Here is a 26559-nt window from a genome sequence, read left to right as displayed (position 1 = left end):
AATAAAGGACAAAAATTGTAACTCTGTTTTCCGCTTAGCGTAACAATGGACCGTCTGCTCCAACTCGAGGTGTTTTCCCGGACGGCCGAGCTGGGCAGCCTGTCCAAGGCCGCCGAGTCCTTACGGATGTCCAACGCCGCGGCGAGCCGGCATCTCAGCGCGCTGGAGGAACGGCTCGCGGTGCGCCTGATCGAGCGCAACACGCGCCGTCTCTGGCTGACCGAAGCCGGGCAGGAACTGCTGCAGCGCTGCGGCCCGCTGCTCAACGAGCTGGCCGAGGCCGAGGATGCCGTCAGCGATCGCGCGCTGTCGCCGCAGGGCATGCTGCGCGTCACCAGCTCGCTGTCGTTCGCGACGATCTATCTCGCGCCGATGCTGCCGGCGTTCCGCGCGATGTATCCGAAGCTGAACCTGCAGATCATCGCCGCCAACCGCTATCCGGATTTCATTGAGGCGGGCATCGACGTGGCGATCCGCACCCGCGAGCATGAGCCGGACTCGGGCATCGTCGTCCGTCGCATCGGGCAGATGCGGCGCGTGCTGGCGGCGGCGCCGTCCTATCTCGCGAGCCGTGGCTGTCCCGTCGTTCCCGGTGATCTCGTGCGCCACGACATGCTGATCTACAATCTTGCCAATGATCCGTATTCCCTGTCCCTGCGCAACGGCGCGACAGCCCAGAGCATTCGGATCGCGCCGACGCTCGACAGCAATGACGGCCAGGTGATCAAGGGGGCGGCGCTTGCCGGGCTCGGCATCCTGATCCAGCCGCTCTACATCGTGCAGAGCGACATTCTGGCCGGCAGGCTGGTGCCGGTCCTGCTCGACTGGGAGCTGCCGCTCTTGACGATGAACATCGCCTACCAGAACCGCGTCAGGCTTCCGGCCAAGATCAGGGTGTTCGCCGATTTCCTCGTCGACCACATCCGCGCCCATTCCGACCCGGGGATCTGGATCGAGCCGCCCAAGCCGGATTGAGCCGATGCCCGCGTGCGGGGGGAGGGCGGATCATGTTCTGAGAAAAATAATTATCTTGCTATTTTTCGGAAATCGTGGTCTCTTGCGTGCAACCCGCCTCGAGCAGAGGGACGTACGCGTCGTCACGAACGTGGAGGCGGGCTGCGATGGACGTGACGGCTGTGCCAGACGAGCGCAGGCGGCACGGACGGCGAAGTCGTGTGGTCCTGGCCTCTCGATGCTGAGGTCAAGTCCGTGGTCGTTGCTTGACGGCACGCGCGGGCGATGGGGGCAAGAAAGCCGATCCCCAGGGAGAGCACGAAGGACACCGTTAACACCGTCGCGCGGGGAAGGCCGGGTCTGTCCGGCTGTACCTGTGGTACCTGCCGCCTGCATTCTTTTGAGCAGGCGGGCCACGGGCCTCAGCCGAGGTCCGGCCTTCCTCGCGCCCTCTCGTTGTTCAGAGGGACACGACGAATGCATCACTCGGGTCTCACCAGCCGCGAGACGGCGAGATCGTGTCTCGTTGGCCAACGGCGCCAACCCAATCCTCATGGCGTCGTCCCGGACAAGCGCGCACCGCGTGCGCCGATCCGGGACCGAAAACTCCAGGGAGGCGTGCGAGGCACGATGGTCGACCGATCCCGTCCGGCCACATCCGCCGGTGGCTATGGGTCCCTGCGCAAGGCCGGGACGACACCGAAAGGTGCGGCGGGCGACACGGGCAAAGGAGGCCCATCTTGATTGAGCGATGCTTGCGAAAGGCCAGGGGCGATGCCTCCCCGAACGACCGCCCTCGATCCGTAAAAACTCGGATGAAAATCTAAATACCTAGAATTATCAACGGCTTGTGACTGTCATCCGACTGTCATCGAACCTTTATAAAAGCCACACTGAGGCCCCGTAAAGCGGCCGGGGAAGCGCAATCGGGCGCAGATGGCGCTTCGCTTCCCAAGCATGGAGACCAGCTATGAATTTCATCAAAGCTATCGTCGCTGCCGGCTTGGTCGCCGCATCGACGTCGGCGTTCGCTGCCGACATCACCGGTGCGGGCGCGACGTTCCCGTTCCCGATCTATTCCAAGTGGGCCGACGCCTACAAGAAGGAGACCGGCAACGGTCTGAACTACCAGTCGATCGGCTCCGGCGGCGGCATCAAGCAGATCCAGGCCAAGACCGTCACCTTCGGCGCCACCGATGCGCCGCTCAAGGCCGAGCAGCTCGAGAAGGACGGCCTGGTGCAGTGGCCGATGGTGATGGGCGGCATCGTGCCGGTCGTCAACCTCGAGGGCGTGAAGCCGGGCGAGATGGTGCTGGACGGCGAGACGCTCGCCAACATCTATCTCGGCAAGATCACCAAGTGGGATGACGCCGCGATCAAGAAGCTGAACCCCAACGTCAAGCTGCCGTCCGACGCGATTGCCGTGGTGCGCCGCTCCGACGGTTCGGGCACGACCTTCAACTTCACCTACTACCTCTCCGAGGTCAGCGCAGACTGGAAGAGCAAGATCGGCTTCAACACCGCCGTCGAGTGGCCGGTCGGTGTCGGCGCCAAGGGCAATGAGGGTGTGTCCGGCAACATCGGCCAGACCAAGAACTCGATCGGCTATGTCGAGTACGCCTATGCCAAGCAGAACAAGCTCACCTACACCGGCATGATCAACAAGGCCGGCAAGACCGTGCAGCCGACCGTCGAGGCCTTCCAGGCCGCGGCCGCGAATGCCGACTGGGCCAAGGCCCCGGGCTACTACGTGATCCTCGCCAACCAGCCCGGCGACAAGTCCTGGCCGATGACGGCGGCGACCTTCATCCTGATGCACAAGGAGCCGGCCGACAAGGCGGCGTCCGGCGAAGCCATCAAGTTCTTCAAGTGGTCGTTCGAGAAGGGCGCCAAGATGGCTGAGGAGCTCGACTACATCCCGATGCCCGACAGCGTCGTGAAGCTGATCGAGAAGACCTGGTCGGCCGACATCAAGAGCTGAGCTGGACGTATCGAAAATCCCCCTCTCCCGGCCTCCGGGGGAGGGGCGCTACCGGGGTTGAGGCGTGTCCAAGGAACAGGGGGCAGAATTGGCAGAGATGGCGGTTCAGACCGAAGTCAGCGATATCGCGGCTGCTGCCGGCCCCTATGACCGGGCACGCGCGCTCAGCGCCTTCAAGCTCGGCGACGTGACCTTCTATTGGATCACGCGGCTGTCCGCGATCTCCGTCCTGTTGATCCTGGGCGGCATCATCCTGTCGCTCATCGTCGGCGCATGGCCGGCCATGAGAGAATATGGCTTCGAATTCCTGTGGACGCGGCGCTGGGCGCCGTCGGCCGATCCGCCGGTGCTCGGGGCGCTCGGCCCGATCTACGGCACCTTGGTCACGTCCTTCATCGCGATGCTGATCGCCATTCCGGTCGGTCTGGGCATTGCGATCTTCCTCACCGAGCTCTGCCCGCAATGGCTGCGCCGTCCGATCGGACTTGCCATCGAGCTGCTCGCCGGCATTCCCTCGATCATCTACGGCATGTGGGGCTTCTTCGTGCTGGGGCCGTTCCTGGCCTATACGTTCCAGCCGTTCATGATCAATCTCTGCGCCGGCATCCCCGTGCTGCAGGACATCTTCGCCGGTCCGCCGTCCTATCTCAGCCTGTTCAACGCCTCGCTGATCCTGGCGATCATGGTGCTTCCGTTCATCACCTCGATCTCGGTCGACGTGTTCAAGACGGTCCCGCCGGTGCTGAAGGAAGCCGCCTACGGGGTCGGCTGCACCACCTGGGAGGTCGTGCGCAGCGTCGTCATTCCCTACACCCGTGTCGGCGTGATCGGCGGCGTCATGCTGGCGCTGGGGCGTGCGCTCGGCGAAACGATGGCGGTGACCTTCATCATCGGCAACTCGTTCCGTATCTCATCCTCGATCTTCGCACCGGGCACCACGATCTCGGCCGCCATCGCCTCCGAATTCCAGGAGAGCGACGGGCTGCACCAGTCGAGCCTGATCCTGCTCGGCCTGCTGCTGTTCGTGCTCACGTTCTTCGTGCTGGCGAGCGCGCGGCTGATGCTCATGCGGCTCGAAGCCAAGGCGGGAAAATAAGCCATGTCCAGCGCTGACACGCTTACACTCGATGCGCCGGTCAATCCGATCTATGCGCGCCGGCGCCGCAGAGACATCGTGATCCGCGGCCTCTGCGTTGCTGCCGCGATGTTCGGCGTCACCTGGCTGGCGCTGATCCTGTTCACGCTGTTCTATAACGGACTCGCCGGCCTCAGCCTGCAGGTTTTTGCCGCCGACACGCCACCGCCCGGCTCCAGCGAAGGCGGCCTGCGCAACGCCATCGTCGGCTCCTTGATCATGACGATCATCGGCGTCGGCATCGGCGCGCCGCTCGGCCTGTTCGCCGGCACCTATCTCGCCGAATACGGCCGCAACGACCGCCTGACCTCGGTGATCCGCTTCATCAACGACATCCTGCTGTCGGCGCCCTCGATCATCATCGGCCTGTTCATCTATGGTGCGGTCGTGGTGCCGATGGGCGGCTTCTCGGCACTCGCGGGTTCCCTTGCATTGGCGGTCATCGTGATCCCGGTGGTGCTGCGCACCACCGAGGACATGCTGCTGCTCGTGCCCAACCCGCTGCGCGAGGCGGCGTCTGCGCTCGGCCTGCCGCGCTCGCTGGTGATCCGCCGCATCGCCTATCGGGCGGCGCGCTCGGGCCTCATCACCGGCGTGCTGCTGGCGACCGCCCGCGTCGCCGGCGAGACCGCGCCTCTGCTGTTCACCGCGCTGTCGAACCAGTTCTGGAGCCTCAACCTTTCCAAGACGATGGCGAACCTGCCCGTCACCATCAACAATTTCGTCCAGAGCCCTTATGCCTACTGGAAACAACTGGCCTGGAGCGGAGCCCTTCTCATCACTCTGGCCGTGCTCGCCCTGAACATCGGTGCACGCATTCTCGGCGCCGAGAGGAACACCAAATGACCGAACTGTCCGTCTCCGTCAGTCAGCCCAATCACGCTCTTCACGGCAAGGCGCTTCCGGATGCGCCGGCCAAGGTGACCGCGCGCAACCTCAACTTCTACTACGGCGACCATCATGCGCTGAAGAACATCAACCTGTCGCTGGGCACCAACCGCGTCACCGCGTTCATCGGCCCGTCCGGCTGCGGCAAGTCCACGCTGCTGCGCATCTTCAACCGGATGTACGATCTCTATCCGGGGCAGCGGGCGACCGGGCAGCTGATGCTCGACAACACCAACATCCTCGATCCCAAGCTCGATCTGAACCTGCTGCGTGCCCGGGTCGGCATGGTGTTCCAGAAGCCGACGCCGTTCCCGATGACGATCTACGAGAACATCGCCTTCGGCATCCGCCTCTATGAGAAGATCTCCAAGTCGGAGATGGACGACCGGGTCGAGAAGGCGCTGCGCGGCGGCGCGTTGTGGAACGAGGTCAAGGACAAGCTCAACGCCTCGGGCCTGTCGCTGTCCGGCGGCCAGCAGCAGCGGCTGTGCATCGCGCGTACCGTGGCGGTCCGGCCGGAGGTGATCCTGTTCGACGAGCCGTGCTCGGCGCTCGATCCGATCTCGACCGCCAAGGTCGAGGAGCTGATCCAGGAACTCGCCGAAAACTATACGATCGCCATCGTGACGCATAACATGCAGCAGGCGGCGCGCGTCTCCGACAAGACCGCCTTCATGTATCTCGGCGAGCTGATCGAGTTCGACGACACCAGCAAGATCTTCACCTCGCCGAGCGATCGGCGGACCCAGGATTACATCACCGGCCGGTTCGGCTGACGCCGACGACATTGTCTTCAGGAGATCATCATGGCCAGTGAACATACCGCCAAGGCGTTCGACAGCGATCTGCAGGACCTCACCCGTCTGGTATCGGAGATGGGCGGCCTCGCCGAGCGGCTGATCGTCGATTCCGTCGATGCGCTGGTGCGACGCGACATCGCGCTCGGCCAGAAGGTGGTCGCCACCGACGCCGAGGTCGACAAGCTGCAGCGCATCATCGAGGAGCGCGCCGTTCTCACCATCGCCCGGCGACAGCCGATGGCGGTCGACCTGCGCGAGATCGTCGGCGCGATGCGCGTGGCGACCGATCTGGAGCGCATCGGCGACCTCGCCAAGAACATCGGCAAGCGCGTCGCGGCGCTGGAGAGCGACTTCCATCCGCTGAAGCTGATCCGCGGGCTCGAGCACATGACCGATCTCGTGCAGTCGCAGGTCAAGACGGTGCTGGACGCCTATGCCGCGCACGATTTGCCGGCGGCGATGACGGTGTGGAAGGGCGATGAGGAAGTCGATGCCATCTGCACCTCGCTGTTTCGCGAGCTCCTGACCTACATGATGGAGGATCCGCGCAACATCTCGTTCTGCATCCACCTGATGTTCTGCGCCAAGAATATCGAGCGCATCGGCGATCACGCGACCAACATCGCCGAGACGGTGTTCTATATGATCGAAGGCCAGCAGATCATGGACAAGCGCCCGAAGGGCGACATGACGAGCTTCGCATCGACGATCCCCGGCAACTGAGAGAGACGGTTCAGACATGGGCGCCCGAATTCTGGTGGTGGAGGACGAGGAGGCGCTGACGACGCTGCTGCGCTACAACCTCGAGGCCGAAGGCTACGAGGTCGAGACAGTGGCGCGCGGCGACGAAGCCGACACGCGCCTGAAGGAGCGTGTTCCCGATCTCGTCGTGCTCGACTGGATGCTGCCGGGCCTGTCCGGCATCGAGCTGTGCCGCCGCCTGCGGGCGCGGACCGAGACCCGGCAGTTGCCGATCATCATGCTCACCGCACGCGGCGAGGAGAGCGAGCGCGTGCGCGGCCTCGCGACCGGCGCCGACGACTACATCGTCAAGCCGTTCTCGGTGCCGGAGCTTCTGGCGCGGGTGAAAGGCCTGCTGCGGCGGGCGAGTCCGGAGCGGCTGGCGACCGTGCTGTCCTATGGCGACATCGAGCTCGACCGCGAGAAGCGCCGCGTGGCGCGCTCTGGTAGGCCGATCGATCTCGGCCCGACCGAATACCGCCTGCTCGAGTTCTTCCTGGAGCATCCCGGCCGCGTGTTCAGCCGCGAGCAGCTGCTCGACAGTGTCTGGGGCCGCGACATCTACATCGACGAGCGCACCGTCGACGTCCATATCGGCCGCCTGCGCAAGCTGCTCAATCCCGGCCGCGAGCAGGACCCGATCCGCACCGTGCGCGGCGCCGGTTATGCGCTCGATGATCGCTTCGCCAAGAGCGAGCAGGTGTAAGGGGCGATCCGGCGTGAGGACGCAGCAGGTGTGAGACGCGAGGCGGCCCGATTGAGGAGATCGCGGTCCGCTTTCCGCCACGCCGCCGCCGTCTTGATCGTGTCTGCTTCGTGGCCGTCACGATGTTTCGGTGCCAGCGGACGCCCTTGATCAAGACCATCATCATATCTCTTGCCGTGCTGCTCGGCGGCGCGGCGGGCGCCACGGCCGCCGAGCTCGAAGACGCGGTCGCGGCGGCAGGCAACGGGCAGCATGCGGCGGCGATGCGACGGCTGCTGCCGCTGGCCGCCAAGGGCGATGCGCGGGCGCAGTTCGACGTCGGCTTCATGCACGCCTTCGGCTGGGGCCAACCGCGCAACCCCGCCGAGGCGCTGGCGTGGTACCGCAAGGCCGCCGATCAGGGGCTCGCTGCCGCGCAACACTATCTCGGCATCGCCTACGTCAATGGCGAAGGTGTTGCGAGCAATTACGGCGAAGCCGGCCGCTGGTTCAGCCGCGCCGCGGCGCAGGGCTTCGCCCAGTCGCAATACATGCTCGGCCTGATGCTGCTCGACGGCCGCGGTGTGAAACAGGACGTCGTGCAGGGCTATGCCTGGCTGGTGATGGCGGGCCGTAGCGGCGTGCGATCGGCCGGCCGCGACGTGCAGCGGGTCAAGTTGACCGAGCCGCAGCGCGTCCAGGCTCAGAGTGCCATTGCGGCCTGGCGGCCGAAGCCGGAATCGGCGGAGGCCGGCATCGCCGCTCCGCGTCCGGAGCAACTGCTCGGGCTCGACCGCCACATCGGCGAGGTCGTCGATCCCACCTCGTGGCCGGCGTCGTCGATCGGCGTCGTCACCGTCGCGCAATACTCGACCGGCGGCTGGTGCACCGGCACGCTGGTCGCGCCGCGCGTCGTGCTCACCGCGGCGCATTGCGTGTTCAACGGCGTGGCGCAGGTCAGCCCCGGCAACGTCCGCTTCCTGGCCGGCATGAACAGGGGCACGCCGGCGGCATCGTCGGTCGCCGACAAGCTGATCGTGGCGCCCGATTTCGTCCCGACCCGGCACGACAGATGGTCGCTCGACCGCTCGCCCGCCGATTGGGCGCTGATCGTGCTGAAGGACGCGCTGCCGTCGAAGCCGGTTGAGGTCAGGGCGCTGACGCGCGAGGAATTGCAGGCTGCGACCACGGCCGGAACCATCTCCGAGATCGGCTATGGCCAGGAGCGGCGCTATTCGCCGACCGGCCAGCGCAATTGCAGCGCCGGCATGACCAAGGACGGGATGCTGCTGACGGTGCATTGCCTCGCCAATTTCGGCTATTCGGGCTCCCCCATCATGGCCGAAGTCGGCGGACAGCCGGCCGTGGTCGGCATCTTCTCGGCGTTCCACGAGGAGACCCGGCTGATGTTCGCCGCCCCCGCGAGCCAGTTCGAGGCGGTCGTGCGGCGCGAGATCACGGCACAGAGTGCCTCGATGCGGTGAGCGAAGGAGGGGCGAGAGAAGAAGATGTCCCGCCGCTGGTCATGATCTGTGCGTGACTGGATAGCGGGTTGCCAAGCGAGAGGGCAATCCGGGAAGGGCCGCCCACGTTTTCCTGCAGCTTTTGCCTGCAGCGGGGGGCTTTACCGAACTGGCCTGGCTCTTGCTATAGTCCGAGTATGACGATTGTTCAAATTGATCATCCTCGTGCCCCTCGGCTGCTGTGGTGGCGATCGCAGCCCGGCCGCAACGTTGCGCTCGTCGGCGGGCTGGTCGCCGCCAACGCGCTCGCCTGGGCCTGGGCGTTCGCGCTCTACGCCGACCGGCCCGCCATCGTCGGCACCGCGATGCTGGCCTGGCTGCTCGGACTGCGCCATGCGGTCGATGCGGATCACATCGCGGCGATCGACAACGTCGTGCGGAAGCTGGTGCAGGACGGTAGCGCCCCGCGCGCCGCCGGCCTGTATTTTGCGCTCGGCCATTCCAGCGTCGTCGTCATCGCCACCATCGTCGTGAGCCTCATCGCCGGCGCCGACCTCCTGGATGAAGAGAGCGCGATCAGGGCGATCGGCGGCGTCATCGGCACGTCGGTGTCGGCCGGCTTCCTGCTGCTGATCGCGTTGGCGAACCTCATTCTGTTCGTGAACCTCTGGCGCCGCGCCGCACAGCCGCAGTCCGAGATGGAAACCGCCGGAAGCTCCGGACGGGGCATCCTCATCCGCCTGCTGCGCCCGGTGCTCCGCCTGGTGGGACGCGCCTGGCACATGTATCCGCTCGGTTTCCTGTTCGGTCTCGGCTTCGACACTGCGAGCGAGATCGGGCTTCTCAGCCTGTCGGCGACCGAGGCAGCGCGCGGCGCGAGCCTCGCCCATGTCCTGGTGTTTCCGGCGCTGTTCGCGGCTGCGATGGCCACCGTCGACACCGCCGACAGCATGCTGATGGCGGGCGCCTATCGCTGGGCGCTGACCGATCCCGCACGCAAGCTGCGCTATAACCTCGTGATCACCGGCGCATCCGTTGCCATCGCGCTGGTGATCGGCGGCTTCGAGGCGATCACGCTGTTGGCGCCGCGGCTTGGCCTGACCGGGGGATGGACGGGGGTCGCCACCGCGCTGGGCGACGATGTCGCCAATCTCGGGATCGTCGCGATTGGCCTGTTCGGACTGATCTGGGCGGTCGCCATGCTGCTCGGTCGCAGCCAGCGCGGTTCCGAGGCTATCCCCGGGGAAGCGCTTGCCAGTGTTCATGCGGGGGCGCTAAACCCGCCGGTGATACGAAGCGGAACGCTTAAGACGGGCTAGGAGCGGGGCCTTATGATGGTCGGCTCTGAGGGAACGATCAGGATGCTATGGCTGCAGGGTGCGAGCTGCGGCGGCTGCACCATGTCGATCCTGGAAAGCGGCGCGTCCGGCTGGTTCGACGAATTGCGCCAATCCGGCATCGATCTGGTGTGGCATCCCTCCGTCAGCGAGCAGACAGGGGACGAGGTCGTGGAGCTGTTGGAGGCGATCCGCGACGGCCGCGAGCGGCTCGATCTGCTGGTGCTCGAAGGCTCGGTGGCGCGCGGACCTGGTCTGACCGGCCGCTTCAACATGCTCGCCGGCACCAACCGCTCGATCTATCACTGGCTGCTCGATCTGGCGCCGCTGGCCGACTACGTCGTTGCCGTCGGCAGTTGCGCCGCCTATGGCGGCATTCCTGCTGCCGGCATCAACCCGACCGATGCGGTCGGATTGCAGTTCGAGGGCAGCGACATCGGCGGCGCGCTCGGCGCGGGCTTCCGCTCGAAACGCGGGCTGCCGGTGATCAACGTCGCAGGCTGTGCGCCGCATCCGGGTTGGATGATGGAAAGCCTGCTGGCGCTCACCTCGGGCGATCTGTCGGCAGACGGCCTCGACGCAGTCGGCCGTCCGACCTTCATCGCCAATCACCTGGCGCATCACGGCTGCTCGCGCAACGAGTTCTACGAGTTCAAGGCGAGCGCGGAGACGATGTCGGAGCGCGGCTGCCTGATGGAGCATCTCGGCTGCCGCGCGACGCAAGCGGTCGGCGACTGCAATCAGCGCTCGTGGAACGGCGGCGGCTCTTGCACCAAGGGCGGCTACGCCTGCATCGCCTGCACCTCGCCGGGCTTCGAGAGCGCGCAGAACTATCTGCAGACGGCCAAGCTCGCCGGCATTCCCGTGGGGCTTCCGACCGACATGCCGAAAGCCTGGTTCGTCGCGCTCGCAGCGCTGTCGAAATCGGCCACGCCGCGTCGCGTCCGAGTCAATGCGACGGCGGATCATGTCGTGGTGCCGCCGGGCCGTGCCGGCGACAAGCGCCGTCCATGACGCGGATCACGGTCGGACCGTTCAATCGTGTCGAAGGCGATCTCGAGGTCAGGCTCGATATCGAGAGCGGTCGCGTCACCAGGGCGGAGGTGACGGCGCCGCTCTATCGCGGCTTCGAGCAGATCCTGGAGGGGCGGCCGCCGCTGGACGCCCTGGTGATCGCGCCGCGAATCTGCGGCATCTGCTCGGTGTCGCAATCGATCGCGGCCGCCGCGGCGTTGCGCCAGGCCATGGGCATTGCGGCAGCACCAAACGGCATCCTCGCGAGCAACATCGCGCACGCGGCCGAGAACGCAGCGGACCATCTGACGCATTTCTACATCTTCTTCATGCCGGACTTCGCCCGCGACGCCTACGCCTCGCATGCCTGGCATTCGGCTACGGCCGAGCGCTTCGCGGCGACGAAGGGCAGCGCGGCCCGCGATGCGTTGCCTGCACGCGCGCGACTGCTCGAGATCATGGGCCTGATCGCCGGCAAATGGCCGCACAGTCTCGCCTTCCAGCCAGGCGGGACGACGCGCGCGATCGAGCTCGGCGAGCGCGTGCGGCTCAACGCGATCGCGGCGTCGTTTCGCGGTTTCCTTGAACGCGTCGTGTTTGCCGACAAGCTGGAGAATGTGCTCGCCTTGTCGACATCGGACGAGCTCGACCGTTGGCGGGAGGGCCGCGCCGGCGACTTCGCGCATTTCCTTCGGCTGGCCGATGCGCTCGCGCTGGCCGACCTCGGAAGCGGACCCGGTCTCTTGATGAGCTTCGGCGCGTATCACGACTTCAATGGGGCTCGTTTTCGCGCTGGTGTCCGCACGAGCAGCGGCGAGGTCCACGCTTTGCCGTCGGACGGCATCACCGAGGACGTCTCGCACGCCTGGATGCACGATACGTCGCTCGATCCGGCCGAGAGCCGCACCGTGCCCGATGCCGACAAAGCCGACGCCTATAGCTGGTGCAAGGCGCCGCGTCTTGCGGGAGAACCGGTCGAGGTCGGCGCTCTCGCAAGGCAGGCCATCGACGGTCAGCCGTTGATCACCGCGCTGCTCGCGAGCGGTCGCAGCAATGTCCGCAATCGTGTCATCGCCCGGCTGATCGAAACTGCGCGGCTCGCGCTGTCGATCGAGCACTGGATCAAGGGGCTGCGTCTCAACGAGCCGTTCTGCGACAACAGCGCCGGCGCGGCCGACGGCAATTTCGTCGGGCTCGTGGAAGCTGCGCGCGGCAGCCTCGGCCACTGGCTCGCGGTGCGCTCCGGCCGGATCGAGCGTTATCAGATCATCGCGCCGACGAGCTGGAATTTCTCTCCGCGCGACGCGGATGGGGTCGCGGGCCCGCTCGAACAGGCGCTGGTCGGCACCGAGGTCGGCACTGCCGGCGCGCGTGCGGTCGGCATTCAGCACGTCGTGCGGTCGTTCGATCCCTGCATGGTCTGCACGGCCCATTGAGCGCGCTGCACACAGGCAGGCAGCAAGCGGAAACAAGCTTGTCGGTGCAAAGCGCGTGATTTCCGATTATCGCGCGCGATCCGCCTTCCAAGGATCCACGATCGCGGCCTCGCTGCTGCAAGCATCTGGAATCATTATGATTCAAATCCAGCAATGATGCTGGCCCGCATCTTGCTGTCCTTCTCGCCAGAACGCGATCAGATGATCGCCAACGCGATGTCAGGGGAGGACTCATGGGCGCGGCAACGGAAACTTTTTACAGCGTCATCAGGCGTCAGGGCATCACGCGGCGCAGCTTTCACAAGTTCTGCAGCCTCACCGCAACGAGCCTCGGCCTCGGGCCGCTCGCGGCCAGCCGCATCGCCAATGCGCTGGAGACCAAGCCGCGCACGCCCGTCATCTGGATGCACGGGCTCGAATGCACGTGTTGCTCGGAGAGCTTCATCCGCTCGGCGCATCCGCTGGTGAAGGATGCCGTGCTGTCGATGATCTCGCTCGACTATGACGACACCATCATGGCGGCGGCCGGCCACCAGGCGGAGGCCATCCTCGAAGAGACGCGTGCGAAGTACAAGGGACAGTACATTCTTGCGGTCGAGGGCAATCCGCCGCTGAACGAGGGCGGCATGTTCTGCATCGATGGCGGCAAGCCGTTCGTCGAGAAGCTCAAGATGATGGCCGAGGACGCCATGGCGATCATCGCCTGGGGCGCCTGCGCGTCCTGGGGCTGCGTGCAGGCGGCGAAGCCGAATCCGACGCAGGCGACGCCGATCGACAAGGTCATCACCAACAAGCCGATCATCAAGGTGCCGGGCTGCCCGCCGATCGCCGAGGTCATGACCGGCGTCGTCACCTTCATCACCACGTTCGGCAAGCTGCCCGAGCTCGACCGCCAGGGCCGGCCGAAGATGTTCTACTCACAGCGTATCCACGACAAGTGCTATCGCCGACCGCATTTCGACGCCGGCCAGTTCGTCGAGGAGTGGGACGACGAGGCCGCGCGCAAGGGCTACTGCCTCTACAAGATGGGCTGCAAGGGCCCGACCACCTACAACGCCTGCTCGACGGTGCGCTGGAACGGCGGCGTGTCGTTCCCGATCCAGTCCGGTCACGGCTGCATCGGCTGCTCGGAGGACGGCTTCTGGGACAAGGGCTCGTTCTACGACCGCCTCACCAACATCAAGCAGTTCGGCATCGAGCACAACGCCGACCAGGTCGGCATGGTGGCCGCGGGCACGGTGGGCGCAGCGGTTGCGGCGCACGCGGCGGTGACGGCCGTGAAGCGGCTCGCCGGCAAGCGCGACGACGCCAAGCAAGATCATTAATCGAATTCAGGGCAGGCAACGATGGGCATCCAGACTCCCAACGGCTTCAATCTCGACAATTCCGGCAAGCGTGTCGTCGTCGATCCGCTGACGCGCATCGAGGGCCATCTGCGCGTCGAGGTGAATGTCGATTCCAATAACGTGATCCGCAACGCGGTCTCGACCGGCACCATGTGGCGCGGCATCGAGACCATCCTGCGGAACCGCGATCCGCGCGACGCCTGGGCCTTCACCGAGCGGATCTGCGGCGTCTGCACCGGCACGCACGCGCTGACCTCGGTCCGCGCGGTCGAGAACGCGCTGGGGATCATGATCCCCGATAATGCCAACTCGATCCGCAACATCATGCAGCTCTGCCTGCAGGTGCACGATCACCTCGTGCACTTCTATCATCTGCATGCGCTCGACTGGGTCGACGTGGTCTCGGCGCTCAAGGCCGATCCAAAGGCGACCTCGGCGCTGGCGCAGTCGGTCTCGGACTGGCCGCTGTCCTCGCCGGGCTATTTCAAGGACCTGCAGATCCGGCTGACCAAGTTCGTCGAGTCCGGTCAGCTCGGTCCGTTCAAGAACGCCTATTGGGGTCATGCGGCCTACAAGCTGCCGCCGGAGGCGAACCTGATGGCGGTGGCGCACTATCTGGAAGCGCTCGACTTCCAGAAGGAGATCGTCAAGATCCACACCATCTACGGCGGTAAGAACCCGCATCCGAACTGGCTGGTCGGCGGCGTGCCGTGTGCGATCAATGTCGACGGCACCGGCGCGGTCGGTGCGATCAACATGGAGCGGCTGAACCTCGTCTCCTCGATCATCGATCGCTCGATCGAGTTCGTGCAGAAGGTCTATCTGCCCGACGTGGCGGCGATCGGCTCCTTCTACAAGGACTGGCTCTATGGCGGCGGTCTCTCCGGCAAGAACGTGATGTCCTACGGCGACATTCCGGAGAATGCGAACGATTATTCAGGGAAGAATCTCAAGCTGCCGCGTGGCGTGATCCTCAACGGGAATCTGAACGAGATCCTGCCGATCGATCACGGCGACCCCGAGCAGATCCAGGAGTTCGTCACCCACTCCTGGTACAAATATCCCGACGAGAGCAAGGGGCTGCATCCCTGGGACGGCGTCACTGAGCCGAACTACCAGCTCGGCCCCAACGCCAAGGGCACCAAGACGGACATCAAGGAGCTCGACGAGGGCGGAAAATATTCCTGGATCAAGGCGCCGCGCTGGCGCGGCAACGCGGTCGAGGTCGGACCGCTGGCGCGCTACATCATTGGTTATGCGCAAGGGCGACCGGAGTTCAAGGAGCCGACCGACAGGCTTCTGAAGACGCTGAACCTGCCGGTCACAGCGCTGTTCTCCACGCTTGGCCGCACCGCGGCACGGGCGCTCGAATGCGAATGGGCGGCGAACCAGATGCGCTACTTCCAGGACAAGTTGGTGGCACGCATCAAGGCCGGCGATTCCTCGACCGCGAACATCGAGAAGTGGAAGCCGGAGAGCTGGCCGAAGGAGGCCAAGGGCTACGGCTTCACCGAGGCGCCGCGCGGCGCGCTGGCGCACTGGATCAAGATCAAGGACACCAAGATCGACAACTACCAGTGTGTCGTGCCGACGACCTGGAACGGCTCGCCGCGCGATCCCAAGGGCAATATCGGCGCCTTCGAGGCCTCCCTGATGGATACGCCGATGGCGGATCCGGAGAAGCCGCTGGAGATCCTGCGCACGATCCATTCGTTCGATCCGTGCCTCGCGTGCTCGACCCACGTGATGAGCCCGGACGGCCAGCAAATGGCGACGGTCACGGTCAGGTAGTGGGAGACGCACCATGATGGATGCCATTGCACGTCCCGCCGAGGCAGAGCCCAACCTTGCGGCGATCGCGGCCGACGCCGCCGGTGAACACGCGGTCGGCCGGCCCACGGTCTATGTGTACGAAGCACCAGTGCGCATCTGCCATTGGGTGAATGCGTTCGCGATCGTCGTGCTGATGATCACCGGCTATCTGATCGGGACTCCGCTCCCCAGCGTCGAAGGCGAGGCGTCGGCGAATTTCGTGATGGGCTACATCCGCTTTGCCCATTTCGCGGCCGGACAGGTGCTGGCGGTGTTCTTCCTTGCCCGCATCTTCTGGGCCTTCGTCGGCAACCACCATTCCCGGCAGATCTTCTACATTCCGGTGCACCGCAAGCAGTTCTGGAAGGAGGTGCTGCACGAGATCCGCTGGTACGCTTTCCTCGAGCGTGAGCCGAAGATGTATGTCGGCCATAATCCCCTGGCGCAGACAGCCATGTTTACCGGCTTCACGCTGTTCGTGACCTTCATGATCATCACCGGCTTTGCGCTCTATTCGGAAGGCACCGGCATCGACAGTTGGCAGCACAAATTGTTCGGTTGGGTGTTCGCGATCTGGCCGAACAGCCAGGACGTCCACACCTGGCATCATCTCGGGATGTGGGCGCTGGTCACCTTCGTGATGGTACACGTCTATGCCGCCATTCGCGAAGACATCATGTCACGTCAGAGCATCATCTCCTCGATGATCTCGGGCGAGCGACAGTTCCGCGAGTAGCAGGGGGAGCCGGCATGGTCGATGAGCGCGGGCGCGATCGCATTCTGGTGCTCGGGATCGGCAACATTCTCTGGGCGGACGAAGGCTTTGGCGTGCGGGTGGTGGAGGAATTCCACCGCCGCTTCACCGTGCCCGACAACGTCACGATCCTCGATGGCGGCACGCAGGGGCTTTACCTCGTCAACTATGTCGAGGAAGCCGACGGCCTGATCGTGTTCGACGCCATCGACTATGGCCTGGTGCCGGGCGAGCTCAAGCTCGTCCGCGACGACGAGGTGCCGCGCTTCACCGGCGCCAAGAAGATGAGCCTGCACCAGACGGGCTTTCAGGAAGTACTGAGCGCGGCCGACTTGCTCGGCCGCTATCCGCAGCGGCTTGCGCTGATCGGCTGCCAGCCGCTCGACCTTGAGGATTGGGGTGGCCCGCTGACTGCGCCGGTTCGTGCGCAGATCGCGCCGGCGATCGAGCTGGCCTGCACCCTCCTGGCGGAATGGGGCTCGCCGGCCGTGTCGCGGCGTGAACCGCTCGCCGGCGACGAACGCCTGCTTGCCAACGACATCGACCATCATAGCTACGAGCTGCGGGCGCGCCCGGCCGATTGACCGCGCCGCGAGGGAATCCGCCATGTGTCTTGGCCTGCCGATGACAATCCTCGAGACCGATGGCGTCTCGGCGCTGTGCAGCTTCGACGGCGAGGAGCGCCGCGTCTCGGTGTTGCTGCTGTCGAACCCGCCAGTGGGGGCCAAGGTGCTCGTCTATATCGACAACGCCGTTCGCTTGCTCGATGACGAAGAGGCGCGGCTGATCGGCGAAGCGCTGCGCGGCCTGCAGGCGGCCGTGAACGGCGAGAATTGCGATGACTTCTTCGCGGATCTGATCGGGCGCGAGCCGGAGCTTCCGGAGCATTTGCGGTAGCGGCGTCATGCCCTCGGGCATCGCCAAATTGCTGATAACAAGATTTCCACAGACGAAGTAAGTTTGCAGGCCTTGCCTGGAAAGCACCTTTCCGATTTCTCGCGCAATCCTTTAGTTGCAATAAAAACTTAATATATTTCAATGCCTTGAGCATTCTTGGCCCCGCGTGGGCGTCTGGCACGTCGATTGCTGATCATGGGGAATATGGCAACGATAACTGGTCAGGGAGAAACACCGATGGAAATGCAGCAGCGTGACCCCGCGCGCGCGCGAGGCGGGTTGCCGGAGGTCGATACCGGCACCGTCGATGCCTTTCTCTCCGAGGCTGATTGCGCCGGGCTTGTCACCGTGCTGCTGTCGGCCGGGGATCCCGCGCGGTTTCCAGAGGCACTGGACGTGGCCATCGTGCTGCCGGAGCTGATCACGGCGTTTCAGGGCCGGCTGCGCGGCGCGGTCGTCGCGCGCGAAGCGGAGGCCGAGATCGGGGCGCGATTCGGCGTGCGTGTGCAGCCGAGCCTGATCCTGTGCCGCGGGGGAGAGACGCTCGGCCTGATCGCCAAGATCCAGGACTGGTCTGTTTATGTCGATCGCATCTCGCGGCTGATCGACCGGCCGCAGGGCGCGACGGCGGCGGTCGTCGCCAGCATCGTCCCAGTCCATCAGCCTGCGGGAGTCGAGCGATGAAGCCGGGATTCTGGATCGCGCCTGAAGGAGCCGAGGAGCCGGTCAACATCTTTCCGATCGGCGAAGAGGCGCTCGATACCTCCCACAAGGGGCTGACCGCCTCCGGAGCGCTGGCCAAGCTGGCCTCGCTCGACTCGGAGGCGCTGGCGCGGAGCTGTCCGCGCGCGGTCGAACTGCTGTCGACGATTGCATCCGCCACCGCGGCGCAGACGGCCGGCGCACTGACGCAATTATTCCGTCTCGAAGGCCTCAACGATCTCGAGCGGCGGCTGATCGACGACGTGCTGGGCGAGGGCGAGGTCGCGGGCGTCGTGGCTCTTCCCGACGGGACGCTCGCCCAGATCCAGGAATCGGTGCTCGCCGGCATCTGGCGGGTGCGGCTGGAAGCGGATGAGCGCCACGACTACATCGAAGTCGGCGCCGTGCCGGAGATCGTGTCGCGCGCGGCCGCCGACCTGACCGCAAATGACATCGCGATCGGACCGGTGCCCGAGGGCACGATGAACGCGCTGCCGGTGCTCGCCGAGATCCGCGAGCGCGCGCTGTCCTGGCGACCGGGCCAGCGCTCGCAGACCATCAACTTCACGCTGCTGCCGATGAGCCCGGCCGACATGAGCTTCCTGCAGCAGACGCTCGGCAACGGCCCGATCCAGTTGATGTCGCGCGGCTACGGCACCTGCCGCGTGCTCGCGACCGGCATCCGCCATGTCTGGTCGGTGCAATTCTTCAACGCCATGGATACGATCATTCTCGACACCCTCGAAGTCGGCGGCGTGCCGGTGGTCGCGCTCGCCGCGGCCGAGGATTTCGAGGATTCGGCCGAGCGCCTGACCCAGATCATCGAGGCCTATTTCACATGAACGGCGGCTTCGAGAATTACGGTGTCCGCAGCGATCTCGCTGATGACGCGCTGTTGGAGTGCGGCATCTGCTGGACGCGCTACGATCCGGCCGACGGTGACGGCGTCGCGCAGATTGCGCCGGGCACGCCGTTCGCGGCGCTGCCGGACGACTGGCATTGCCCGAACTGCGACGCGCCGAAGACCAAGTTCATGGTGGTCGAGCAATGAGCGCGGACGCGCAGGGCACGTCTGACGTCACGCCGGTCGCGTGGGGCGAGCGTCTCGCCGGCGTCTATCGTGGGATCGGCGCGCGTGCGATGCGCGAGCTGCCGATCTATCACGACGCGCTCGACGTCGAGGCGATCGGATTTTCGGTGGTTGAGGGCCGCATCCTCGGCATCGTCGTCACGCCCTGGTTCATGAACGTGGTCACTCCGGCCGCCCAGGACTCCGCGGGATCCGTCGTCAAGATCGTGCTTCCGGCCGGCTCGTTCGAGTTCACGATCGGCGATATCGCCGGGATCGGGCGGATCGCGAGCTGCTCGCTGTTCTCGCCGATGTTCGAGTTCGCGGACATGGCCGCGGCGCGTGCGGCGGCGGAGGCCGCGCTCGCCGCGCTGATGGCGGCACCTGAGGACGAGGCGTTGTCCGAACGCGCCGCGAAGGCGTCGACGATCGATCGCCGCGCGTTCCTGCGCGGCACCCTCTCCGAGGGCCGCGCATGACCCTCGGCTTTCGCAACCGCATCGACGTGACGCTGTCGGTCGCCGATCGGCGGATCACAGGCGTCGACATTCGGCCGCGCACGCGGCCGCCGCTGGGACGGCTGTTCGCCGGCAAGCCGGCCGAAATGCTGCTTGCGGCCCTGCCGCGGCTGTTCTCGCTGTGCGCCGGTGCGCATCAGGTCGCGCTGCTCTCGGCGCTGGAAGCGGCGCGCGGCGAGCAGGCGAAGCCGTCGACGCGTCATCGTCGGATCGAGGCCGTGCTGACGGAACGCTTCGCCGAACTCATGCGCGGTCTGCTGATCGCTTCAATGGCGGACAATCGTAGTGCTGCGCAGCCGGTGCCACGGCTCTTGCAGGCGATCGCGGCGCTACAGACGCATTCCGGCGTCTCGCAGCAATCTCGCGCTGCAACCTTGTCTCAGATCAAGACGGGCATGGTGGCTCTGGGCATAGGCTTGCCAGCGGAGCCGGTTCTGCCGGGAACTCCGCTTGCATCGATGATGGACGCGGCCCGGAAGGCCGCCGATGATGGAGGATGGAGGCACATGCCGGCCGAGCATGACATCCTGTCGGCCGCCGATGATGGCGCCATCGTCACGCAATTGATCGACGTGGGATCTGCCTTTGCTGAGGCTCCCGAGCTCGACGGCCGCGTTCCGGAGACCGGAGTCTGGGCCCGCTATGCGGAGCGCCATCAATTGGCATCGGCTGGTTCCGTCGAACGTCTCTCAGCCAAGATAGCTGAGATTGCTGAGCTGTTCCGCTGGATCGAGACCGGCGAGGCGGAGGACCAGGCGGCCGACCCGCATGCCGTCGCAAGCTACGCGCTCGGGGCGCGGCGCGGCGCCGCCGCAGTCGAATGCGCGCGCGGCCGGCTGCATCACGCGATCGAGCTGGATGCGCACGGCGCGGTCTCGCGTTTCGAGTATCTGGCGCCGACGGAATGGAATTTTCACCCGCGCGGTCCTGTCGTGAGGAGCCTCACGGGGGTTGCGCTGCGCGGCACCGTCGATCGCCAGGCCATCCATACGATGGTCGGATCGTTCGATCCTTGCGTCGGCTATCACCTGGCGTTCCGGGGGATGGCCGATGCATGAGATGGCGCTGTGCGAAGGCATCGTCGAGATCGTCGAGCAGGAGGCACGTAAGGGCGCCTTCTCCACGGTGAAGACCGTGTGGTTGGAGATCGGTGCGCTCAGCCATGTCGCGCCGGAGGCGCTGCGATTCTGTTTCGAGGCGGTGACCGCGAAAACCCTGTTGCACGGGGCAGCGCTCGAGATCATCGAACAGCCGGGCACGGCATGGTGCCTGGGCTGCTCGCGCGGCGTCGAGATCAGTCAACGCTATCAGTCTTGTCCGGCCTGCGGCAGTCATCAGCTGCAGGTCACGGGCGGTGAGGACATGCGGGTCAAGGAGCTGGAGGTCGAGTAATGTGCACGGTGTGTGGCTGCAGCGACGGCAAGTCCTCCGTCGAATCCGGTGATGATCATCACGATCACGAGCATCATCATGCTCATGGACATGATCACAGCCATGATGAGTCCGGACATCATCATCACCATCACGGCCATTATCATGATCACGAGCACGAGCATGGTCCCCATCACGATGATGACCCGCATGATCACGGTCGCGCGCATGATCATCAACATGATCATGCTGCCGACCACGTCGACTGTTCGGCCAATCCGGCCGGGCAGGAGGTTGCCGGTCTCTCCAGCGGGCGCATCATCCAGATCGAACGCGACATTCTCGGCAAGAACAACCGGCTCGCGGCAGAAAACCGCGCGCGCTTCGCCGCGCATGACGTGCTGGCATTCAACTTCGTCTCCAGCCCGGGCGCCGGCAAGACCTCGCTGCTGGTCCGCGCCGTCTCCGATCTCAAGCAGAGTCGGCCCGTCGCGGTGATCGAGGGCGACCAGCAGACCTCCAACGATGCCGAGCGCATCCGCGCCACCGGCGTGCCGGCGATCCAGATCAACACCGGCAAGGGCTGTCATCTCGACGCGGCCATGGTCGGCGAGGCCTATGGCCGGCTGCCGGCTCTGCGCGGCGGGCTGCTGTTCATCGAGAATGTCGGCAACCTCGTATGTCCGGCCGCCTTCGATCTCGGCGAGGCCTGCAAGATCGTCGTGTTCTCGACCACCGAGGGCGAGGACAAGCCGCTCAAATATCCCGACATGTTTGCAGCGTCATCGCTGATGCTCATCAACAAGATCGATCTGGCGCCGGTGCTCGATTTCGATCTTGCGCAGACGATCGAATATGCCCGCCGAGTCAATCCGAAGATCGAGGTACTGACGATCTCCGCGAAGACAGGCGAGGGCCTTTCGGCGTTCTACGCCTGGATCAGGAAGCAGTCTGAGCGGATGCGGGCGGGCGCAGCGAACGCGGTGCGGGGATGAGCACGCCCGGCCGGACATCGGCGGCGAACCATACGTGCCTCCGGCTCCGCGTCCGCGGGGCCGTGCAGGGCGTCGGCTTTCGTCCCTATGTCCATGGTCTGGCAACCCGCCATCGGCTCGGCGGCTTCGTCGCCAACGATGCTGATGGCGTGCTGATCGAGGTCGAGGGCGACGAGGTCGCCGAATTCGTCGAGGCTCTGCCGCGGCAGACACCGCCGCTGGCGCGCATCGACGACATCGCCGTCGAGCCGATCGCGGCCGGTATCGGCACGGGCTTCCGGATCGCCGGGAGCGTGGGCGGGCGCGTCACGACGCGGATCGTGCCGGACGCCGCCACCTGTGCCGCATGCCTGGCCGAGCTGTTCGATCCCGGCAGCCGCTTCCATCTCTATCCTTTTGTCAACTGCACCCATTGCGGCCCCCGTTTCACCATCGCCGAGCGCCTGCCTTACGATCGCGTGTCCACGGCGATGAAGCACTTTCCGATGTGTGAGGCGTGTCGGTCCGACTACGAAGATCCTGCAGGGCGCCGCTTTCATGCCGAGGCGATCTCGTGTCCGCGCTGCGGTCCGCGGCTCAGCCATGGCATCGATGATATTGCCGCCGCGCTCGCGAATGGCAGGATCGTCGCCATCAAGGGTCTCGGCGGCTATCAGCTGCTCTGCGACGCCCAGGATGAGCAGGCGGTCCGGCGACTGCGCGCGCGTAAGCAGCGCGACGGCAAGCCGTTTGCCGTGATGTTGGCCACGGTCGACGCCGCAACTGAGATTGCCGAGATCGATGCGCCTGAGCGCGCGCTGCTGGAGCGGGGGGCGCGGCCGATCGTGCTGTTGCGCTCACGCCAGCGTGTTGCGTCCTCGGTCGCACCAGGGCTCGCAAAGATCGGGGTGATGCTGCCGGTCGCTCCGCTGCATCATCTGATCTTCCATGTGCTGGAGGCGGGCCGCCGCGTGGCTGCCGACGGACCATGGGCGCTGGTCTGCACCAGCGCCAATCCGAGCGGGGAGCCGCTGCTGACCGACAACGCCGAGGCGCTCGCGGATCTTGCCGGCATTGCGGATCTGATCGTCACCCACGACCGGGACATCGTCATCCGAGCCGACGATTCCGTGCTTGCCGTCGTGGCCGGCGTTCCCCGCTTCGTCAGGCGTGCGCGCGGCTATGTTCCGGAGCCGATCCGGCTCGCGCGCACCATGCCGCCGGTGCTCGCGGTCGGCGCTCAGCTGAAGGCGACGGTGACGGTGACGCGCGGCGACGAGGCGTTCGTGTCGCAGCATCTCGGAGATCTCGACACGGCGGCGGCGATCCGCTTCTTCGAGGAGACGATTGCGCATCTCACCGCCATCCTCGATGTCCAGCCGGTCGCGATCGCTCATGACCTGCATCCGGACATGGCGTCGACGCGGTTCGCGCAGGCACACGGTCTGCCGACGCTGCCGGTGCAGCATCACCAGGCGCATGCGGCCTCCGTCATGGCCGAGCATGGCGTGACCAGCCCCGCCCTCGCGCTGGTGCTGGATGGCTACGGCTATGGCAGCGATGGCGGCGCCTGGGGCGGTGAGCTGCTGTCCTGCGACGGCGCGGGCTTCCGGCGCGTCGGCCATCTCGCACCGTTGAAGATGCCGGGCGGCGACCGGGCCGCACGGGAGCCGTGGCGGATGGCGGCGTCCGTGCTGCACGACATCGGTCGCGGTGACGAGATCGGGCGGCGTTTCGCGGCCCAGACACAGTCGCGCAACATCTCCATGCTGCTGGATCGTGCCGATGCTCCGGTCACCACCAGCGCCGGCCGGCTGTTCGATGCCGTGGCCGGACTGCTCGGTGTCACCACGGTGCAGAGCTACGAAGGCGAGGCGGCCATGAAGCTGGAGGCGCTGGTGCGCGAACCGGCAGCGCTGGAGCGCGGCTGGACCATTGCCGATGGCGTGCTGTCGCTGCGGCCGCTGCTCGCGCATCTGATCGCGCGTGATCTCGACGCCGTCGAAGCCGCGGGGCTGTTTCACGGCACGTTGGCCGCGGCCTGCGTCGACTGGATCGTGAGAGCCTCGCGTGCGACCGGCATCGGTACGATCGTGCTGAGCGGCGGCTGTTTTCTCAATGCGCATCTGGCCGAACAGATCGTGCGCGGCTGCCGGTCCGCAGGCCTCGATCCGCTGCTGCCGCGCCGTCTGCCGCCCAATGACGGCGGCCTCAGCCTCGGGCAGGCCTGGGTGGCCGGTCTGCATCTCACACAAAACAACATGATGTCTGGAGGGACCGTCTGATGTGCCTGGCCATTCCTGCCGAGGTGATCAAGCTTCTACCTGACGACATGGCGATCGTCTCGATCGACGGTGTCAGCAAGGAGGTCTCGGTCGCGCTGATCGAGGAGATCGCCGTCGGCGACTACGTCATTCTTCATGTCGGCCACGCGCTGGCCAAGATCGATCCGGAGGAGGCGCGCGAGACGCTCGACCTGCTCCGGCAGATGGGCGAGGCTGTGGCGGAGGTCAGACCATGAAATATGCCGACGAGTTTCGCGACAAGGAGCTGGCGACGGGTCTTGCGCGCGCCATCCGCGCCAAGGCCGAGCCGGCGCGCGCCTATCGCTTCATGGAGTTCTGCGGCGGCCATACCCATGCGATCGCGCGCTATGGCCTCGAGGACATGCTGCCCGACAATGTGCGCATGATCCATGGCCCCGGCTGTCCGGTCTGCGTGCTGCCGGCCGGGCGCATCGATATGGCGACCGCGCTGGCCGAACGGCCCGAGGTCATCCTCTGCGTTTATGGCGACCTGATGCGCGTGCCGGGCTCGCGCGGGTCCTCGCTGCTCAAGGCGAAAGCGCGCGGCGCCGACATCCGCATGGTGTATTCGACGCTGGATGCGATCGCGCTGGCCGAGCAGAATCCTGGTCGCGAGGTGGTGTTCTTCGCCATCGGCTTCGAGACCACGACGCCCCCGACCGCCGTGATGATCCGGGCCGCCGAGAAGAAGCAGCTGTCGAACTTCACCGTGTTCTGCAACCACGTGCTGACACCGCCGGCGATGCGCGCGATCCTCGACAGCGACGACACGGTCGAGATCGACGGCTTCGTCGGGCCGGCGCATGTCTCGACCGTGATCGGCACCGAGCCCTACGCGCCGTTCGCGCGCGATGATGGCAAGCCCGTCGTGATCGCGGGCTTCGAGCCGCTCGACATGATGCAGGCGATCCTGATGCTGATCGAGCAGGTCAATGACGGCCGCCACGAGGTGGAGAACCAGTACCGTCGCGCCGTCACCGCCAGCGGCAACCAGCGCGCCATCCGCGAGGTCGCCGAGATCTTCGAACTGCGCGACCAGTTCGAATGGCGCGGCCTCGGCAGCATTCCGGCGAGCGCATTGAAACTGCGGCCCGCCTTCGCGCATCTCGACGCCGAGCTGCGCTTTGCCATGTCCGAGCTGGTTGTGGCCGACAATCCGGCCTGCGAATGTCCGGCCATTCTGCGCGGCCTGAAGAAGCCGGTGGACTGCCGGCTGTTCGGCACCGCCTGCACGCCGGAGACGCCGATCGGCTCCTGCATGGTGTCGTCGGAAGGTGCCTGCGCGGCGCATTGGACCTATGGCCGCTTCCGCGACCATCAGCGGAGGCTTGCATCATGAGCATGCATCAGCGCCGGCTCGACATGAAGAACGGCTGCGTCGATCTCTCGCATGGCGCCGGCGGTCGCGCGATGGCGCAACTGATTGCCGGCCTGTTCCACGAGGCGTTCGGCAATGAATGGCTGGCGCGTGGCAACGACCAGTCGGCGTTCGACGTCGCCGCCGGCCGCATGGTGATGACGACCGACGGCTATGTGGTCTCGCCGCTGTTCTTCCCCGGCGGCAATATCGGCTCGCTGGCGGTGCACGGCACGGTCAACGACATCGCCATGGCCGGCGCCAGGCCGCTGTATCTGTCGGCGAGCTTCATCATCGAGGAGGGGTTTGCGTTTTCCGACCTGAAACGGATCGCCGATGCGATGGGCGAGGCGGCGCGCGAGGCGGGCATTGCGATCATCACCGGCGACACCAAGGTGGTCGAGCGCGGCAAGGCGGATGGCGTGTTCATTTCCACCGCCGGCGTCGGCGTGCTGCCGGACGGCCTCGATCTCTCGGCCGACAAGGCCAGGCCCGGCGACCGCGTGCTGTTGTCCGGCAGCCTCGGTGATCACGGCGTGGCGATCATGTCGCGGCGGCAGAACCTCACCTTCGACACCGAGATCATCTCCGACTCGGCCTCGCTGCACGGGCTCGTCGCCGACATGGTTGCAGCCGGCGGCGCCGGCATCCGGCTGATGCGCGATCCCACGCGCGGCGGGGTTGCGGCCACGATGAACGAGATCGCGCAGCAGTCCAATCTCGGCTTCCGTCTGCAGGAGGAAGCGATTCCGGTGAAGCCTGCGGTCGCTGCCGCCTGCGAGCTGCTCGGGCTCGATCCGCTCCACGTCGCCAATGAGGGCAAGCTCGTCGCGGTGGTCGCGCCGGAGCTGGCCGGCGCCGTGCTCGCCGCCATGAGGGCGCATCCGCTCGGCCGCGATGCGGCTGACATCGGCGAAGCGGTGGCCGATGATCACCGCTTCGTCCAGATGGCGACGAGCTTCGGCGGCGGCCGTATCGTCGACTGGCTGTCCGGCGAGCAGTTGCCGCGGATCTGCTGA

Annotated in this window: 27 protein-coding genes; all 27 read left to right on the top strand. The window is 65.8% G+C overall.

Annotated features, from left to right (window positions below):
- The first annotated feature begins 45 nt into the window (after window positions 1–45).
- On the top strand, window positions 46–975 hold the full coding sequence (locus ACQR03_RS19255) for a LysR family transcriptional regulator (RefSeq protein ID WP_315752365.1): 930 nt from the start codon (window positions 46–48) through the stop codon (window positions 973–975).
- 949 nt (window positions 976–1924) lie between these two features.
- Window positions 1925–2935 (top strand): phosphate ABC transporter substrate-binding protein PstS, encoded by a 1011-nt coding sequence (gene pstS / locus ACQR03_RS19250; protein ID WP_315713508.1) that lies wholly within the window; start codon window positions 1925–1927, stop codon window positions 2933–2935.
- Between the two features lie 97 nt (window positions 2936–3032).
- Window positions 3033–4031 carry a phosphate ABC transporter permease subunit PstC gene (pstC, locus tag ACQR03_RS19245; protein ID WP_315713507.1) on the top strand — a complete coding sequence of 333 codons (999 nt, stop codon included), beginning with the start codon at window positions 3033–3035 and terminating at the stop codon, window positions 4029–4031.
- Window positions 4032–4034: 3 nt separating this feature from the next.
- Entirely contained in the window at window positions 4035–4916 is an 882-nt protein-coding gene (gene pstA / locus ACQR03_RS19240; RefSeq protein ID WP_315713506.1) for a phosphate ABC transporter permease PstA, read from the top strand.
- A complete protein-coding gene (gene pstB, locus ACQR03_RS19235; protein ID WP_315713505.1) occupies window positions 4913–5734 on the top strand; it encodes a phosphate ABC transporter ATP-binding protein PstB in 822 nt (273 codons plus the stop codon). Before pstA ends, pstB begins: the two co-directional genes overlap by 4 nt.
- Before the next feature lie 30 nt (window positions 5735–5764).
- Window positions 5765–6481 (top strand): phosphate signaling complex protein PhoU, encoded by a 717-nt coding sequence (phoU, locus tag ACQR03_RS19230; RefSeq protein WP_315713504.1) that lies wholly within the window; start codon window positions 5765–5767, stop codon window positions 6479–6481.
- 16 nt (window positions 6482–6497) lie between these two features.
- Window positions 6498–7205, top strand: a complete 708-nt coding sequence (gene phoB, locus ACQR03_RS19225) for a phosphate regulon transcriptional regulator PhoB (RefSeq protein ID WP_315713503.1) — start codon at window positions 6498–6500, stop codon at window positions 7203–7205.
- A gap of 146 nt (window positions 7206–7351) precedes the next feature.
- The gene (locus tag ACQR03_RS19220; protein ID WP_434841431.1) at window positions 7352–8668 is read left to right on the top strand and encodes a trypsin-like serine protease; all 1317 of its coding nucleotides are present in this window, start codon (window positions 7352–7354) and stop codon (window positions 8666–8668) included.
- A 176-nt stretch (window positions 8669–8844) separates the two neighbouring features.
- The gene (locus ACQR03_RS19215; protein ID WP_315752367.1) at window positions 8845–9966 is read left to right on the top strand and encodes a HoxN/HupN/NixA family nickel/cobalt transporter; all 1122 of its coding nucleotides are present in this window, start codon (window positions 8845–8847) and stop codon (window positions 9964–9966) included.
- A 15-nt stretch (window positions 9967–9981) separates the two neighbouring features.
- Entirely contained in the window at window positions 9982–10998 is a 1017-nt protein-coding gene (locus ACQR03_RS19210) for a HupU protein (protein ID WP_315752484.1), read from the top strand.
- Window positions 10995–12434 (top strand): nickel-dependent hydrogenase large subunit, encoded by a 1440-nt coding sequence (locus ACQR03_RS19205; RefSeq protein WP_315752368.1) that lies wholly within the window; start codon window positions 10995–10997, stop codon window positions 12432–12434. Before ACQR03_RS19210 ends, ACQR03_RS19205 begins: the two co-directional genes overlap by 4 nt.
- 233 nt (window positions 12435–12667) lie before the next feature.
- Window positions 12668–13759, top strand: a complete 1092-nt coding sequence (locus tag ACQR03_RS19200; RefSeq protein WP_315713499.1) for a hydrogenase small subunit — start codon at window positions 12668–12670, stop codon at window positions 13757–13759.
- 21 nt (window positions 13760–13780) lie between these two features.
- On the top strand, window positions 13781–15571 hold the full coding sequence (locus ACQR03_RS19195) for a nickel-dependent hydrogenase large subunit (RefSeq protein WP_315713498.1): 1791 nt from the start codon (window positions 13781–13783) through the stop codon (window positions 15569–15571).
- 13 nt (window positions 15572–15584) lie between these two features.
- Complete coding sequence (gene cybH / locus ACQR03_RS19190; protein ID WP_315752369.1) at window positions 15585–16328, top strand: Ni/Fe-hydrogenase, b-type cytochrome subunit; 744 nt, start codon at window positions 15585–15587, stop codon at window positions 16326–16328.
- 14 nt (window positions 16329–16342) lie between these two features.
- Window positions 16343–16930: a HyaD/HybD family hydrogenase maturation endopeptidase gene (locus tag ACQR03_RS19185; RefSeq protein WP_315752370.1), complete on the top strand. Its 588-nt coding sequence runs from the start codon at window positions 16343–16345 to the stop codon at window positions 16928–16930.
- A 22-nt stretch (window positions 16931–16952) separates the two neighbouring features.
- Entirely contained in the window at window positions 16953–17243 is a 291-nt protein-coding gene (locus ACQR03_RS19180) for a HypC/HybG/HupF family hydrogenase formation chaperone (protein ID WP_315736711.1), read from the top strand.
- 237 nt (window positions 17244–17480) lie between these two features.
- Window positions 17481–17927, top strand: coding sequence for a hydrogenase accessory protein (locus ACQR03_RS19175; RefSeq protein ID WP_315752485.1), 447 nt, complete (start codon window positions 17481–17483; stop codon window positions 17925–17927).
- On the top strand, window positions 17924–18787 hold the full coding sequence (locus tag ACQR03_RS19170; RefSeq protein ID WP_315752371.1) for a hydrogenase expression/formation protein: 864 nt from the start codon (window positions 17924–17926) through the stop codon (window positions 18785–18787). The genes ACQR03_RS19175 and ACQR03_RS19170 overlap by 4 nt, the downstream gene beginning before the upstream one ends.
- Window positions 18784–18996, top strand: coding sequence for a rubredoxin (locus tag ACQR03_RS19165; protein WP_315752372.1), 213 nt, complete (start codon window positions 18784–18786; stop codon window positions 18994–18996). The genes ACQR03_RS19170 and ACQR03_RS19165 overlap by 4 nt, the downstream gene beginning before the upstream one ends.
- Entirely contained in the window at window positions 18993–19493 is a 501-nt protein-coding gene (gene hybE / locus ACQR03_RS19160) for a [NiFe]-hydrogenase assembly chaperone HybE (RefSeq protein WP_315752373.1), read from the top strand. The genes ACQR03_RS19165 and hybE overlap by 4 nt, the downstream gene beginning before the upstream one ends.
- Window positions 19490–20590, top strand: a complete 1101-nt coding sequence (locus ACQR03_RS19155; protein WP_315752374.1) for a nickel-dependent hydrogenase large subunit — start codon at window positions 19490–19492, stop codon at window positions 20588–20590. The genes hybE and ACQR03_RS19155 overlap by 4 nt, the downstream gene beginning before the upstream one ends.
- Complete coding sequence (gene hypA / locus ACQR03_RS19150) at window positions 20583–20924, top strand: hydrogenase maturation nickel metallochaperone HypA (protein WP_315752375.1); 342 nt, start codon at window positions 20583–20585, stop codon at window positions 20922–20924. Before ACQR03_RS19155 ends, hypA begins: the two co-directional genes overlap by 8 nt.
- Entirely contained in the window at window positions 20924–21898 is a 975-nt protein-coding gene (gene hypB / locus ACQR03_RS19145) for a hydrogenase nickel incorporation protein HypB (protein WP_315752376.1), read from the top strand. The genes hypA and hypB overlap by 1 nt, the downstream gene beginning before the upstream one ends.
- Window positions 21895–24162, top strand: coding sequence for a carbamoyltransferase HypF (gene hypF, locus ACQR03_RS19140; RefSeq protein WP_316172368.1), 2268 nt, complete (start codon window positions 21895–21897; stop codon window positions 24160–24162). Before hypB ends, hypF begins: the two co-directional genes overlap by 4 nt.
- Window positions 24162–24398 carry a HypC/HybG/HupF family hydrogenase formation chaperone gene (locus ACQR03_RS19135; protein WP_315713487.1) on the top strand — a complete coding sequence of 79 codons (237 nt, stop codon included), beginning with the start codon at window positions 24162–24164 and terminating at the stop codon, window positions 24396–24398. Before hypF ends, ACQR03_RS19135 begins: the two co-directional genes overlap by 1 nt.
- Complete coding sequence (gene hypD, locus ACQR03_RS19130; protein ID WP_315825306.1) at window positions 24395–25522, top strand: hydrogenase formation protein HypD; 1128 nt, start codon at window positions 24395–24397, stop codon at window positions 25520–25522. The genes ACQR03_RS19135 and hypD overlap by 4 nt, the downstream gene beginning before the upstream one ends.
- A complete protein-coding gene (gene hypE / locus ACQR03_RS19125; RefSeq protein WP_315825305.1) occupies window positions 25519–26559 on the top strand; it encodes a hydrogenase expression/formation protein HypE in 1041 nt (346 codons plus the stop codon). Before hypD ends, hypE begins: the two co-directional genes overlap by 4 nt.

The organism is Bradyrhizobium sp. HKCCYLS3070, from assembly GCF_051167575.1.
Lineage (GTDB): Bacteria > Pseudomonadota > Alphaproteobacteria > Rhizobiales > Xanthobacteraceae > Bradyrhizobium.
This window is presented reverse-complemented; position numbering and strand designations above follow the sequence as displayed.

Bases quoted from the DNA above. Each gene is read 5' to 3' on its own strand.
- ACQR03_RS19255 (WP_315752365.1), top strand. From the start codon at position 46: ATGGACCGTCTGCTCCAACTCGAGGTGTTTTCCCGGACGGCCGAGCTG.
- pstS (WP_315713508.1), top strand. From the start codon at position 1,925: ATGAATTTCATCAAAGCTATCGTCGCTGCCGGCTTGGTCGCCGCATCG.
- pstC (WP_315713507.1), top strand. From the start codon at position 3,033: ATGGCGGTTCAGACCGAAGTCAGCGATATCGCGGCTGCTGCCGGCCCC.
- pstA (WP_315713506.1), top strand. From the start codon at position 4,035: ATGTCCAGCGCTGACACGCTTACACTCGATGCGCCGGTCAATCCGATC.
- pstB (WP_315713505.1), top strand. From the start codon at position 4,913: ATGACCGAACTGTCCGTCTCCGTCAGTCAGCCCAATCACGCTCTTCAC.
- phoU (WP_315713504.1), top strand. From the start codon at position 5,765: ATGGCCAGTGAACATACCGCCAAGGCGTTCGACAGCGATCTGCAGGAC.
- phoB (WP_315713503.1), top strand. From the start codon at position 6,498: ATGGGCGCCCGAATTCTGGTGGTGGAGGACGAGGAGGCGCTGACGACG.
- ACQR03_RS19215 (WP_315752367.1), top strand. From the start codon at position 8,845: ATGACGATTGTTCAAATTGATCATCCTCGTGCCCCTCGGCTGCTGTGG.
- ACQR03_RS19210 (WP_315752484.1), top strand. From the start codon at position 9,982: ATGGTCGGCTCTGAGGGAACGATCAGGATGCTATGGCTGCAGGGTGCG.
- ACQR03_RS19205 (WP_315752368.1), top strand. From the start codon at position 10,995: ATGACGCGGATCACGGTCGGACCGTTCAATCGTGTCGAAGGCGATCTC.
- ACQR03_RS19200 (WP_315713499.1), top strand. From the start codon at position 12,668: ATGGGCGCGGCAACGGAAACTTTTTACAGCGTCATCAGGCGTCAGGGC.
- ACQR03_RS19195 (WP_315713498.1), top strand. From the start codon at position 13,781: ATGGGCATCCAGACTCCCAACGGCTTCAATCTCGACAATTCCGGCAAG.
- cybH (WP_315752369.1), top strand. From the start codon at position 15,585: ATGATGGATGCCATTGCACGTCCCGCCGAGGCAGAGCCCAACCTTGCG.
- ACQR03_RS19185 (WP_315752370.1), top strand. From the start codon at position 16,343: ATGGTCGATGAGCGCGGGCGCGATCGCATTCTGGTGCTCGGGATCGGC.
- ACQR03_RS19180 (WP_315736711.1), top strand. From the start codon at position 16,953: ATGTGTCTTGGCCTGCCGATGACAATCCTCGAGACCGATGGCGTCTCG.
- ACQR03_RS19175 (WP_315752485.1), top strand. From the start codon at position 17,481: ATGGAAATGCAGCAGCGTGACCCCGCGCGCGCGCGAGGCGGGTTGCCG.
- ACQR03_RS19170 (WP_315752371.1), top strand. From the start codon at position 17,924: ATGAAGCCGGGATTCTGGATCGCGCCTGAAGGAGCCGAGGAGCCGGTC.
- ACQR03_RS19165 (WP_315752372.1), top strand. From the start codon at position 18,784: ATGAACGGCGGCTTCGAGAATTACGGTGTCCGCAGCGATCTCGCTGAT.
- hybE (WP_315752373.1), top strand. From the start codon at position 18,993: ATGAGCGCGGACGCGCAGGGCACGTCTGACGTCACGCCGGTCGCGTGG.
- ACQR03_RS19155 (WP_315752374.1), top strand. From the start codon at position 19,490: ATGACCCTCGGCTTTCGCAACCGCATCGACGTGACGCTGTCGGTCGCC.
- hypA (WP_315752375.1), top strand. From the start codon at position 20,583: ATGCATGAGATGGCGCTGTGCGAAGGCATCGTCGAGATCGTCGAGCAG.
- hypB (WP_315752376.1), top strand. From the start codon at position 20,924: ATGTGCACGGTGTGTGGCTGCAGCGACGGCAAGTCCTCCGTCGAATCC.
- hypF (WP_316172368.1), top strand. From the start codon at position 21,895: ATGAGCACGCCCGGCCGGACATCGGCGGCGAACCATACGTGCCTCCGG.
- ACQR03_RS19135 (WP_315713487.1), top strand. From the start codon at position 24,162: ATGTGCCTGGCCATTCCTGCCGAGGTGATCAAGCTTCTACCTGACGAC.
- hypD (WP_315825306.1), top strand. From the start codon at position 24,395: ATGAAATATGCCGACGAGTTTCGCGACAAGGAGCTGGCGACGGGTCTT.
- hypE (WP_315825305.1), top strand. From the start codon at position 25,519: ATGAGCATGCATCAGCGCCGGCTCGACATGAAGAACGGCTGCGTCGAT.